The organism is Methylobacterium longum, assembly GCF_022179385.1.
In the GTDB taxonomy this organism is placed as follows: Bacteria; Pseudomonadota; Alphaproteobacteria; order Rhizobiales; family Beijerinckiaceae; genus Methylobacterium; species Methylobacterium longum.
The window spans coordinates 1-11,543 of the sequence record NZ_BPQS01000083.1; the positions used below are offsets into that span (position 1 = coordinate 1).

Sequence of the window (11,543 nt, forward strand, 5' to 3'; positions counted from 1 at the left end):
TTCGTCGGCGTGCTCCGCCTCGATCAGGCCTGGGGTTCGGCTCAGGTCTCGGCCGCCGTGCACGAGCTGAATGCCAACAACGTCCAGAACACCCTCGGCTTCATCCCGGGCACGGGCCTCGGCACCGCCGCAACGGCGGCCACGGGCGGCTCGAACGTGAGCATCGCACACACCAACACGGCCTACGGCTTCGCCGTGCAGGGCGGCATCAAGGTCAACGCGCCGTTCATCGCTCCGGGCGACGCGCTGTACGTCCAGGCCGCCTACGCGAACGGTGCGCAGCTCTACTCCGGCTACTCCTCGTACTCGGGCTCCTACACCCAGTCGGCCACCACCATCCAGGGTCAGAAGTTCACGCAGTTCTTCAACGACGCGCAGATCAACCCGTTCACGGGCCAGATCGAGAAGAACGACAACGTCACGGTGTCGGCGGCCTACCTGCACTACTGGTCGCCGGAGTGGCGCTCGGCCTTCTTCGGCTCCTACGGCGAGCAGAACTTCGCCAGCGGCTCGCGGCTGGCCCAGGGCCAGATCTTCAACATCATCAACCCGGCGAACTCGTTCGGTGCCAACGGCGTGGGCACGCCCGGCACGCGCTTCTACGCGCTCAGCCAGGCGCTCCGCGACACCTACCAATTCGTCGCCGGCGCGAACGTGATCTGGTCGCCCGTCAAGGATCTGGATATCGGTCTCGAAGGCTTCTACACGCAGATCGGCGTGAAGAACGGCCGCGTCATCGACGTCGACAAGGATCCGACCGCCTACTCGCGCGTCGCCGCGATCAACGCCGGTGGCCTCGTCCGCACCACGACCTCGGACGGCGTCTCCCAGATCCGCGTCCGCATCCAGCGCGACTTCTAATTTCCAGATCGAGACCGGTTGTTCTCCAAAGCTTCCTGGTCTTGATGTCCCCGTGCAAAGGGACCCTCACTGCCCGGCCGAAAGGCCGGGCTTTTTGTTGTGCTGTTGCCGCGGTCGCTCTCCGGCAGGGCCAAAGAGATCCCCGGCGCCGGTGACCTGCGCCGGAAGCCCGACCTGACGGACGACGCGATCAAGGCCGCCACGGACGCCTTCCGGACGGACGAGGGCGCCAAGCCGTCCGCGTTCTAGTCCGGCCACAGGATCGGCGTGGGTAAGGCCCTCGCCATGCATCGGCAGGCAAGAAGCTGCTGACCGCTGTGTTGCCATTTGTTGCTGTAGCCGGATGGCAACAGTTTTAGTTCCACGGCCGGGCCCGGTCCAGGCAAAGGCCCCGGAGGTCCCGCTGCCGGCAACGTCGCGGTGACGGCCGACACGACGCTCAATCCCCGCACCTATTGCGGCGGGCTGCACATCACCGGGACGGCCAGCGTCACGCTCAATCCGGGCGTCTACATCATCAAGGACGGCCCGCTGATCGTGGACAAAACAGCCGGCATGACGGGCCAGAACGTCGGCTTCTACTTCATGGGCGACGCGGCCGGCGTGCTGTTCGACGCCAGCACCACGATCAGCCTGACGGCTCCGGTGAGCGGCCCGTTGGCCGGCTTCCTGATGACCGAGCAACCCGGCGTCTCGGCTCCGGTGCCGCCCCCGCCGCCGCCGCCCTCGCCGCCGTCGATGCCGCTGCGCGAGTACCGGATCATCAGCAACAACGCCCGCACGATGCTGGGCACGATCTACTTGCCGGCGGGCCGGCTGTTCATCGACGGCAAGGCGGCTGTGAGCGACCAGCCCGCCTACACGGTGATCGTCACGCAGCTCCTCGATCTCTACGATGGACCGACCCTGTACCTGAACGCCAACTACGACGCGACGAGCGTGCCGGTGCCGAAGGGCGTGGGGCCGGTGAACGGCAAGATCCTGCTCACACAGTAGGTCTGATGCCTGGGCCGCCCATCGAGCCGCGCCGCGCGGTGGCGGCATCGGAGTGCAGGGCGGGGGTGAAGCCGGAGGATATCCAGCCAAGCTGCGGCCGACGGAGCCGTGGGGCCCTGCGGCCGATACCGGGCCGGCCTGGCACCTTCCGAGCGGCGTCGATGGGACGCGCACTTGGCCGGGCGAGCCAGGACGATATGGCGGCCCGACCGATGGGGTGGACTCAGCAGTTGTCGGCGCCGGGCTTCACGGGCTGACCTTCCGGAGCCTTCTTCGAGCCGTCGTCCTTCATGGCGGCGCCCGTGTTGGTCATGGCGCCGACCGTGCCGGGGGACTCCGCCTTGGCGCCGGGGGTCACCTTGGCGGTCGAGCCCCCATCGACATTCGAGCTGCTGTCCTTCCCGGTGGCCGCATTCGTCGTCGTGCCGACGTTGCACGGCGCAGCAACAGCCAGGCTCGCTGACAGCGTGAGCATCGTGGCGGCGGTGGCGATCTTCAGGATTTTGGACATGGTTCCTCCAGGTGCTTAAGCCTGAAGGGAAGGGGATCCACTGGTCGTTGTTCCAGCGGCCCCGGTGTAGCAACTCCTCGCGCCAAGGCACGCAGCATCACCCCCTCCGGTCCCGGAACCGGATCCCGGACCCGCCGCTGTTCCCCGGAAGGAACGCCGGGCTGGCGATCAGCGTGCGGAGCCCGCTGCCGCTACGTCGGCGGGGGCTGTGACAGCCGCATTTGCCCAGCCGTCAACGGGGTACTCCCGCGCCGCAGCCTGACGAGCGCCCGATGGCTGCGAGCACGATAGGTGTGTCGCTTGCGGGCGCTCACCCCTTGATCGCGCGCAGCCGGCATTCCGGGGCCTGGGAGCCCGGAGGCCGAGCCAAGCCAGCGCGGCGAGACGGGAGCGCGAGGTGTGGCTCTGATCGACGAACGGAGTAGGTCGGCGGGGGGAGCCGCCTCGAGCCAGTCGATCTGCCATCAGGTCCGATGAGGAAGGCCCGCCCCTTGTGTTCCAGGTGCGAGCTTGTTGCGACGGCGCCGACGGGGCCGCACCTGAAGACGGCGCCGCTGCTCCTCCGACGCTGGGCCTCCAGCCCGTCGCGGTCCGCCACTCCGGCCGCGATGGTTGGCGGATCCTCGGGACCCGCCGGGGTCTCAGCCGTACCGCGCGCGGCGTCGCCACGTCCGATCACGAGCGATGGGTAACAGCGTGACGTCCCACGCGGCCTTATCGTCTCTCGTCCCCTAACGGGTGGCTCTGTCTGCCCCCACATGCTGTTCATGATCACCTTCAAGCCGAACCCCCACACGCTGCGCGTGACGCCCTCCGCGAAGGAGCCGGGGCGGTTCGACTGGTCGATTACACGAGACGCTGTGGTCGTGCGCCAATCGGCTCGATCCTTCGGATCTGAAGGGGCTTCGGAGGCGAACGGCGATGCGGCGTTCCGGGAGCTGACATCGCTCTGGCAGAATGCGCGGTAGATGACCCTATGGGCGGCGGAGGGCGATCTGCGGCTGGCAAAGGCTCCTGCGTAGCCTGGGAGAGGCACATCTCGATCAGCGTCACGTCAGCGCCTTTCTGGACCGTATCCCTGACGAGCTGCATGCCGCTCGCGGGATCTTCGGCGAGGACCGCGTAGAACAGAGTGAGGCGGCACTCCCCTGCGTCCTCGTCCGGGCACGCGGCCTTGACGATGAAGGCCGTCTCATCTGGCTGTCTGAGTGGCAGAGTCTGTGTTTCCGATTCGCTGCAACTAAGGCGCGACCAATTTGGTGGCTGACAAGCGCTTCGTATTCGCAGCGACGTGCTCGCGGTAGCGAGCGATGACGGTTTCGGGCGAGCCGCCGAGCATCAGCGTCGTCATGGCTTCACCGGCGGCGTGAACCTTCTCGGTCACCATCGACTGGGCCTCGGCCAGTCCCTCTTTGCCGCCCCAGGCCAGACGAACTAACCGCAGCTCAACGACACGTTGTGCCTCAACGGCCAGCATCATCGACGAGAAGAAGGGATTGTACACGGCACGCTCCGAGCCGCGGCAGGTGCCGCCAAGGTCAAACTCGGCCGCCACCGGGAATGATCCTTCGCACGCGTGCATGTCTCATTTGCGTTTAAGCACCGCCGATCCACGGATTGGGGTCGGGTGGACGCGTTCGTTTCACCTCTGCGAAGCTTGTCCGCCGCCGCCTTCGGCGCCGGGCAACGGCAGTCGGTTTTTCACGAGGTACTTTATCCCGTGATCGAATGAGAGATCATTGTCGCCGCGAATATCGACGCTGTAGGCCTGCTCAGGCGAATTATCTTTCAAATTCTTCACATATACGTTGATGTTGAGGATCAGGTTCGAGACTTTCTGGATCTCCCCCGTGATCGCCACGTCCGCACCAAGCCGGCGTGCGAAATCATCCGCGCAGCCACCGCATTTGCGCAGCTCTGCGCCCTTGGCGACATCCGCTTTGACGGGGGCTGTCGATACGATCACGTAGCGGCCTGTATCTTTGAGTTGAGCACGCAGCAGATCGCTTAACGGGCCGAGGCGAGCCAAGTCCGCGTCGGTAGGTCCCTGAGCACCGAGATTGGCGAGTTGGAAGTCGAAAACCGCGGCTTTTGACGGTTCGGCGTGGGCGGCCGTGGTGGCTAACAGCAGCGCCACGGTGGTAAACATCCTGTGCGTTCGAACTTTCATAAGCGTTCCCTCAATGATCTGTCGCTGCTCGGGGAACGCGTGAGCGGAACGATCAGTGCGAACCGGTGCCTATCTATTTCGCTTTCGGAACGGGATCCCAGCCACGTCTTCGTCCTCGGGGAGGAACTCCGAGCCGGCGGTGATCACAACAACTCCACTCGGCCCTGGACGGCCAAGACTGAAATCGGCCCAGGATGCCTGGCAGCACGGGTCGCTTCGCCCGCTCGCCGATTGACTCGGCGGCTCCTCGTCGGTCTCAACTGTGCTGACCGCGATTCATGCGCCGCGGTCCTGATCGGGCTGGACGCTCGGCTACGCGTCTTCCGGTGGCATGGCCGGCCGCATCGCTGGATCATCATCCCGGGGCAAGCGATCAGCGTCGCGCGCGGCGGGCGCACTACCCTCCCGCGAGGCTGACGTGGCGGGCAGGCACGACCGCCCTACACTTACAATCTGAGGATGCCCCTTCAGCCCGCTACAGCAAGCAATGATGCGCGACCCGCCTCCGTTTACGTTCGGTATCGCCTTGGTGCCGCGGTCACGCGCCCGCAATTGGGCTCTCGTCGAAACACTGCTGAACCTCACGCTCGCGTCGGTGCTGGCGCAGACCGATGCGGATTTCCGCGTCCTCGTCGTCGGCCACGATCGACCGCGAACCGACATGGACGGCGACGCACGCCTGAGCTTCCTGCCCGCCGATTGGCCCGTGCAGGCGACCGGCCCCAACAACGACGACAGCGGCCGGAAGAAGCACGCCCTCAACGACTACGTCTTGGCGCAGGGTGGTGGCCTGTTCATGCTCGTCGATGCCGATGACTGGGTCGATCGCGACACTGTTGCTGCAGCACGCGCCTGCATCGGACCTGGGCACGTAGGTGGCTTGATCCAGGCTGGGGCGATACTGGACTTTCAGAGCCAGCGGATGGCGGCCCTGCCACATCCCGGCATCTTTCCCGGCGAGTTCCATCGGCTCTGCGGCACGAGCACCGTGGCGTCGCTGCGTCCCGATGCGGCGGACCCAGTCCGCCGCGACCCGTTCAGCATCTTGCGCTCTCACCATCGATGGCTCGAAGTCGCGCAGGAGCATGGCGTGCAGCTCGCCAGCCTCCCGATCTCCGCGAGCTACCTCATCAACACATCCGAGAACCATTCGGACCTGTATGGACCCCACCTCGCCTGGCGCCGCACCTTGACGGCGGCAGTCAACGAGCAGGGTCAGGCGCTGGATGATGCGCTCGCGGCGCCCTTCGGGCTCGGCGCGGCGTCCGTTCGTGCCGCGGCCGCGCGCTTCTTTCACGCCGATCCGGATGCACGCGTCATCGCCTAAGCACGTTCTGCAGCTGCGCAGCGTAGCGCGCACCCGAGCGTCGCAGGCGCCCGCCTTCATCAAGGTCGTACGCCGCGTCAGCCGCCATTGCGGCGGCCCCGAGCTGAAATGCGAGATAGCACGGCGTCAGGAAGGCGAGCAGCTCGCGATCCACCGGACGCCCCGCTTCCTGTGCCACTATCGCCATGAGGCGAGCTTGCCCGGCACTGGATAGCGGCAACTCCACGCAGGCGCCGACGATGTCCCAGGCGATGTCCTGACAGCCGACGAGATCGTGGGCGGCATGGTGGTCGAGGGCGTCGCACTTGAGAAGACGCCCGTCCGGCTTCAGCAGGAACTCCCAAGGTTGCATCCGGCCATCGATCTCCGTGGGATGCGACCGCTCTGCGAGCACCGCGAGGCGATCGGCGGTCCAGCTATCGAGCCTGCCCGCCCAGTCGGAGCCGAGGGCTTCACCCACGTTGTGGCGAGCCATCGCGAGGAGATCGCCGAGGCTTGCACCACGATCTGGCCCGCATGCGAAGCAGCGCGCTCGGAATCCAAGATAGCGTCCGATCTGATCGATGTAGGTATCCGGCGCGACCCGGCAGAGATCGAGCGGTCGAACGTCTTCCATCCAGCGCTCGATGATGAAACCGTGGCGGTAGCCGGAGACGGGCGGCGTAAACCCCTGGGCGTTCAGAGCCCGCGCCCGGTCCAGCTTCGTGCGGCCGGGCAGCCCGAGCCCGGCGAACTTGATGAGCCAAGCGCTGCCACCGGCTCTCAGGAGGAACTTGCGCTTCTCCTGCTGCGCGTTGACCGGCGGCCACGCATCCGTGTCTCGGCCCTGCAGCGTTCGCCAGCTTCCGCCCGAGATCTCCACGAGTGGCGACTCGACCGGACCGACGAGATCCGCAACCCAGCTCGTGAGCCCGCCGCGGGCCAGAACCACATCCTCGAACCGCGCCACGTGGCACCTCATACGGGGCCACCGCGCCCGGTGCCTTTCTTCCGCGTGCGCGCCTGGGGCGCCAGGATGGCTCGGGAACAGTGCGATCCGATCTTCCGCGACGCCGCACGCGCACAACCTGTCGATGACCGCGCCGAAGGAGCTCCCGGACAGACCTGGTCCCTCGTCCACAATCGCGAAACCATCCTGATGGGGACCGGGACGGCCTTGGAGGTCCGTGAGATCGTTCGACACTCTGCGCCGGAATGGGTGCCCGGACGGACGCACGGTGAGCAGGCGCTCCGATCCCAATCCGGATGCCACCATCGCTCCGAGCGGAACGCCGATGCTCCGGATTCCGATCACGTTCGTTCCTGGTCCCAAGCCGGAGCGCGCAGCAGCGATCGCGTAACTTTCTGGGTAGAGCGCGTAGAAAGCGAAGCCTTCAGCCCAGCGCGTCGTGATCCGATCCGGCAGCTTCAGCGCGGCGAGCGGCGTCATGTCGGGCGCGTCGAGTGCGCGTTCGAAGCCCGTCCGCCACGAGACCCAAACCATTCGCGCCAGCCTCATCAAGAAAAGGCTTGAGGCATCCTGCGCGCTTGAGGTTGCGTCGTGACCGTGTTCGCTGAACGCCGCGTCCGCAATTCCTTGGACGAACTCTCCGGCTACGATGAAGGCCGTGACGAGCGTGCCATGACGGGCGAGGCCCGGCGGCTCATCCGCCATCTCTCGCAGCAGCGCTACGACGGTATCGAGCTTGTGGTTCGGATCACCTGTCCAATTGGACTTGCCGTAGACGAGCATACCTGCCGCTTCACCGAGTCAGATTTACGCCGGAGCACCAGAGCATGGGCAACGCGTGTCTGTCGTCACTCCAGGTGATCGAGTGCTGCGGTGAGGCAGAGGATCCGAAGCGGTCCGGCCGCTTCCGGCCAACTCCGGTGGGCCGCCTTGCGCCCATCCCGGCCGTTCCGCTGGGTCCGTGCGCGGCGCCAAACCCAGCGTGAGACGAGACCAGGAGGCGTAGCAGCCTTATCCCGACGAACGGCGACCAAACGCCCGAGGTCGGCGACTAGGTTCTCAACGGCTCCGGGTGCCTCTCGTCCGGAAGGGTCTTGCGGACATGGTACCGGACGATCTCGGCGCTGAACGGCTTGCCGATGAACGTCGCTCCCGCCGGCAGGTCGCCGGGCTCCGGTTCCGCTTGCCCGGAGGCGACCACGACCGCGATGTGTGGCCAACGCGCGGCGGTCTGTCGCGCCAGATCGAAGCCGTCCGCCTCCCCCGGCATATGCACGTCGGTGAAGAGCAGGTGAACCGCCTCGTGATGCCGGTCGAGTATTCCCAGGGCCTGGACGACGTTCATCGCCTCCAGCACCTGGAAACCCGCATCCTCAAGGATGGCGGTGGCCTCCATCAGGATCAGGGCGTCGTCATCGACGACGAGGGCATGGGGCGCGTCGCCCTGAGCGTCATGGGTCACGAAGTCCAAAGTCTGCTTGGACGGGAAGGTTGCCTGTCAACCGGGTCGCGGTCTCAACAAACCGCTCGGCCCAGAAGGCCCTGCAGAGCCAGATACATGCTAGGCTGGAGCGCGATCGCTTGCGCGCCCCCCGCGGCCGCGACCACCGCCGGACCGCATATCGCTATCGCCATCCGGTCGGTCTCGGACCACACCGGCTGATGACGCAGCCTCGGGAGAGCCGAGATGGTCACGCCGCGCTACGCTGAGCAGCGCTCCGCCCGCGCCAAGGCCATCGGATTGGGCAAGCCGGGCGCAATGGCAGAGGGCGCAGTCAGACGCCGCAATGCCGGTTCATGATGAGGTGATGGGCTATGGAGGCTCTTCCTCAAGACGGTGAGTCAAGTGCATCAGTGGATTCTGCCAAGCTGAGACATCGCCATGAGCTTTCCCGGGACGGGTGTGTTCCATCTTCGAGGCGTGGTCGATTGCGGTGCATGAGCGGTCTTGCGAGCGGCAGCGGGCAAATCATTCGTCATGCCCAATCGCATGCCATCCGCAGAGCTACCAGTCGGCCGTCTCGCCGCTTGGAATTCCGCTGGAAATCAGCGCCTTGGAAGGATGGCGGTGGCCGCCTCATCCAGACTTTGAGGTGAACGCAAATGTCTTGCGCTTCCGGGGGAAGCTGATCGCGCGTCGACGACAGAGTGTTGCCCCGACAGCCGGAGCATGACGGCAGCACCCACGGCAGGAGACCGTCCGCTCTTCCGGCGGACCTTCTCCGAAGCGGCGCTTCCGCGTTTAGCCCGCGTCGGCCACCACATGTAGCTCGCGTGGGTGCCTCAGGGGTGTGGATTTCTGCCGGTCCGCTCTCGGGCGGCAACGCCATCGAAGCGGACATTGCCGTCCCGCCCGCTTACGACCCAACCCAGTGGTGCGGGTCACCAACGGCGCAACCTGAAAACAGTCCTTCGACGCCGACTTCTCGGCGCACGACGCCGTGTGGCCCGTCTGCCGGAACCCGGAGCAGCCGGTGACTTCGGCCGGGGCGGCCCGCCGGCAACCGATATAATCTCTGGCGATCGTCAAGGCACGATTTCTCCGAAACCTTGCAGCTTGACCATTGCGAAAGCTACGCTCCGGCCCGGCGCCGTCGAAGTACGTGCGCTGCGCAACGGGATCTGCAGGCCGACGCACCGACCAACGGCGCGCGGCGGCGCCCCGAGGGAGGTTGGACCATGGCCGATTTGTCGCGTCGTACGTGGCTCGGGCTCGCTGGCGCCATGGCGGCCGTGGGGCCGGCCGCCGCCGTGCCCGACCGCTTCGACCTGCTGATCAAGGGTGGGGAGGTCATCGACCCGAGCCAGTCGCTGCGGGCCAAGCGTGACGTCGGCATCCGCTTCGGCGTGGTGGCCGCCCTCGAGCCGGACATCCCCTCCGAGCGCGCCAAGCAGACGATCGACGCCTCCGGCAAGCTCGTGCTGCCGGGGCTCGTCGATCTCCACGCCCACACCTATCCCTACGGCTCGGCGATCGGCATCCCGGCCGACGAGACCGTCCCGTTCTCGGGGGTGACCACCGTCGTCTCGGCGGGCGACGCGGGAGCCAACAACATCGCGGCGCTCCGGCGCCACATCGCAGCCCAGACGCGGACGCGGATGTTCGCGTTCATCCACATCGCCAACAACGGCCTCTCCGCCTTCCCGGTGGCCGAACTGTACAACCTCGACAACGCGCAGGTGGAGGCCTGCGCCCTGGCGATCGCCGAGAACCCGGATTTCGCCATCGGGGCCAAGGTCCGGATGTCCGAGAACGTCATCTTCAAGCATGGGGCCGAGCCGCTGAAGCGGGCCATCCAGGCCTGCGAGATGTCGGGGCGGCCGGCGAAGGTGATGGTCCATATCGGCGGCGTCGAGACGCCGGCGCTGATGAGCCAGATTCTCGATCTGCTGCGGCCGGGCGATATCCTCACGCATTGCTACTCGGGAGCGCCCAACAGCGCCGGTCAGTTCACGAACATCGTTCAGGACGGCAAGCTGCTGCCGGCCGCCCTGGAGGCCAAGCGGCGGGGCGTCGTGTTCGACATCGGCCATGGCGGCGGCTCGTTCGACTTCACCGTCGCCGAGGCTGCGATCGCGCAGGGCGCGCCGCCGGACACGATCTCGTCGGACCTGCACGTGTTCTCCGGCAACACCCCCGGCATGCCGTTCCTTCCGGTGGTGATGAGCAAGTTCCTGCCACTGGGCTTCAGCCTGGAGCAGGTGATCGCGATGGCGACCCACAAGCCGGCCGGAATCATCGACCGCGTCCCGAAGCTCGGAACCCTGCAAGTCGGCGCGCCCGGCGATGTCTCGGTGATGGAATGGATCGAGCGCCCGCTCTCGATGGTGGACACCCGCAACAACCGACGCGACGGCAAGGGCTTTCTGACGCCGGTGCAGACGGTCAACAACGGCGTGCCGTTCGGCCGTCCCTACCAGTCGCCCTTCTCCGTCCGCTGATCCGCGGAGCGATGAGGGCGACACGCCGTCTCCCGGCGCGCCGCCCCAAGTCTCCGAAAGTCTCGAAAAATCAGGTCCGCGTCGCGTGCCGGGGCCGGCGTTCGGCCCCCACGGTCACGTCGCCGATCATCGGGCCCATCGGCCCGAGGCGGACCAGCCCCGTCTCGTTCAGTCAGTCTGCTGACGGGCGGAAGGGTATTGACGCGTACGTTGCTGCCCCGGCTTCCCATGACCCGGTGCGGAGGTTCGCGCATACAAGCCTACGCCAAAGCCGAAACTCGGCAGCGTTTAAGGCCCTGCCGGATCAGGATGCCAGCACGAAGTCTGCGCCTGCAAAGCCCAATCCGCCCATGAACAGGCTCCCGCCCATCACCTCAAGGATGGCGCGGTAGCGCGGGGACCATAGGGACCCGGCAGCCATGCTGACGCCTGCCACGACACAAAACACGCCCAGCGACATCATGATGGCCTCCGCATCGATCAGCGACAGGAGGGCTACGGCTGCGACGCTGCGCAGTTCCTGCGCGTTGAGGCTGTCGACAGATCAATCTGCCGCCGGAGGGCCACGCCCCTCCCTCGACGGGAGGCAGAGCCTCTACCGAGTGGCCGCTGTCAGATCACCGCCAGCTTGGCGAGTTCGGGGACCTGCAGGCCCGGGTCGAACAGCGCGGCATGACCCACGTAGTACAGGGCCAGGAAGGCCGCCAGGGCGGCCCCGTACCAGGCGGGTGCCAGCAGCGCCTGCCGGGCCCGCACCGGGACCCGGGCATCGTCGGCGGCGATCCCG

General features: G+C 66.6%; 12 protein-coding genes and 1 pseudogene. 7 read left to right on the forward strand and 6 right to left on the reverse strand.

What is annotated here, in order from left to right:
* The 3 genes from MFF58_RS30395 to MFF58_RS30405 all read left to right on the forward strand — a co-directional run.
* The coding region (locus MFF58_RS30395) for a porin (RefSeq protein WP_238293873.1) at nt 1–861 on the forward strand (861 nt) is incomplete at its 5' end.
* A 99-nt stretch (nt 862–960) separates the two neighbouring features.
* Nucleotides 961–1,110: a hypothetical protein gene (locus MFF58_RS30400; protein WP_238293875.1), complete on the forward strand. Its 150-nt coding sequence runs from the start codon at nt 961–963 to the stop codon at nt 1,108–1,110.
* Nucleotides 1,111–1,281: 171 nt separating this feature from the next.
* Nucleotides 1,282–1,857: a hypothetical protein gene (locus tag MFF58_RS30405; protein ID WP_373323415.1), complete on the forward strand. Its 576-nt coding sequence runs from the start codon at nt 1,282–1,284 to the stop codon at nt 1,855–1,857.
* 223 nt (nt 1,858–2,080) lie between these two features.
* Here MFF58_RS30405 and MFF58_RS30410 read toward each other — a convergent pair whose 3' ends face one another.
* A complete protein-coding gene (locus MFF58_RS30410) occupies nt 2,081–2,368 on the reverse strand; it encodes a hypothetical protein (protein WP_238290655.1) in 288 nt (95 codons plus the stop codon).
* A 758-nt stretch (nt 2,369–3,126) separates the two neighbouring features.
* Between MFF58_RS30410 and MFF58_RS30415 the strand changes: the two genes are divergently transcribed.
* Nucleotides 3,127–3,336 (forward strand): hypothetical protein, encoded by a 210-nt coding sequence (locus MFF58_RS30415; RefSeq protein WP_238293877.1) that lies wholly within the window; start codon nt 3,127–3,129, stop codon nt 3,334–3,336.
* 272 nt (nt 3,337–3,608) lie between these two features.
* Here MFF58_RS30415 and MFF58_RS30420 read toward each other — a convergent pair whose 3' ends face one another.
* Nucleotides 3,609–3,872 carry a hypothetical protein gene (locus MFF58_RS30420; RefSeq protein WP_238293887.1) on the reverse strand — a complete coding sequence of 88 codons (264 nt, stop codon included), beginning with the start codon at nt 3,870–3,872 and terminating at the stop codon, nt 3,609–3,611.
* 138 nt (nt 3,873–4,010) lie between these two features.
* The gene (locus MFF58_RS30425) at nt 4,011–4,517 is read right to left on the reverse strand and encodes a DUF3280 domain-containing protein (protein WP_238293879.1); all 507 of its coding nucleotides are present in this window, start codon (nt 4,515–4,517) and stop codon (nt 4,011–4,013) included.
* A gap of 508 nt (nt 4,518–5,025) precedes the next feature.
* Between MFF58_RS30425 and MFF58_RS30430 the strand changes: the two genes are divergently transcribed.
* Complete coding sequence (locus MFF58_RS30430; protein ID WP_238293881.1) at nt 5,026–5,865, forward strand: glycosyltransferase family A protein; 840 nt, start codon at nt 5,026–5,028, stop codon at nt 5,863–5,865.
* On the opposite strand, the gene MFF58_RS30435 is transcribed toward MFF58_RS30430, so the two are convergent.
* Complete coding sequence (locus tag MFF58_RS30435) at nt 5,855–7,597, reverse strand: hypothetical protein (protein WP_238293883.1); 1,743 nt, start codon at nt 7,595–7,597, stop codon at nt 5,855–5,857. The genes MFF58_RS30430 and MFF58_RS30435 overlap by 11 nt on opposite strands.
* A gap of 268 nt (nt 7,598–7,865) precedes the next feature.
* The gene (locus MFF58_RS30440; protein WP_283206489.1) at nt 7,866–8,276 is read right to left on the reverse strand and encodes a response regulator; all 411 of its coding nucleotides are present in this window, start codon (nt 8,274–8,276) and stop codon (nt 7,866–7,868) included.
* Nucleotides 8,277–8,501: 225 nt separating this feature from the next.
* On the opposite strand from MFF58_RS30440, the pseudogene MFF58_RS30445 reads away from it, so the two are divergent.
* Nucleotides 8,502–8,615 (forward strand): annotated as a pseudogene (locus MFF58_RS30445) (MucR family transcriptional regulator); the annotation flags it as partial.
* A gap of 878 nt (nt 8,616–9,493) precedes the next feature.
* Nucleotides 9,494–10,756, forward strand: coding sequence for an amidohydrolase/deacetylase family metallohydrolase (locus tag MFF58_RS30450; protein WP_238293885.1), 1,263 nt, complete (start codon nt 9,494–9,496; stop codon nt 10,754–10,756).
* Nucleotides 10,757–11,060: 304 nt separating this feature from the next.
* On the opposite strand, the gene MFF58_RS30455 is transcribed toward MFF58_RS30450, so the two are convergent.
* On the reverse strand, nt 11,061–11,219 hold the full coding sequence (locus tag MFF58_RS30455; protein ID WP_238293886.1) for a hypothetical protein: 159 nt from the start codon (nt 11,217–11,219) through the stop codon (nt 11,061–11,063).
* Nucleotides 11,220–11,543: the final 324 nt, after the last annotated feature.

Excerpts from the sequence above, each read along its gene's own strand:
- MFF58_RS30410 (WP_238290655.1), bottom strand. The coding sequence starts at position 2,368 with ATGTCCAAAATCCTGAAGATCGCCACCGCCGCCACGATGCTCACGCTG.
- MFF58_RS30415 (WP_238293877.1), top strand. The coding sequence starts at position 3,127 with ATGCTGTTCATGATCACCTTCAAGCCGAACCCCCACACGCTGCGCGTG.
- MFF58_RS30425 (WP_238293879.1), bottom strand. The coding sequence starts at position 4,517 with ATGTTTACCACCGTGGCGCTGCTGTTAGCCACCACGGCCGCCCACGCC.
- MFF58_RS30430 (WP_238293881.1), top strand. The coding sequence starts at position 5,026 with ATGATGCGCGACCCGCCTCCGTTTACGTTCGGTATCGCCTTGGTGCCG.
- MFF58_RS30435 (WP_238293883.1), bottom strand. The coding sequence starts at position 7,597 with ATGCTCGTCTACGGCAAGTCCAATTGGACAGGTGATCCGAACCACAAG.
- MFF58_RS30450 (WP_238293885.1), top strand. The coding sequence starts at position 9,494 with ATGGCCGATTTGTCGCGTCGTACGTGGCTCGGGCTCGCTGGCGCCATG.
- MFF58_RS30455 (WP_238293886.1), bottom strand. The coding sequence starts at position 11,219 with ATGATGTCGCTGGGCGTGTTTTGTGTCGTGGCAGGCGTCAGCATGGCT.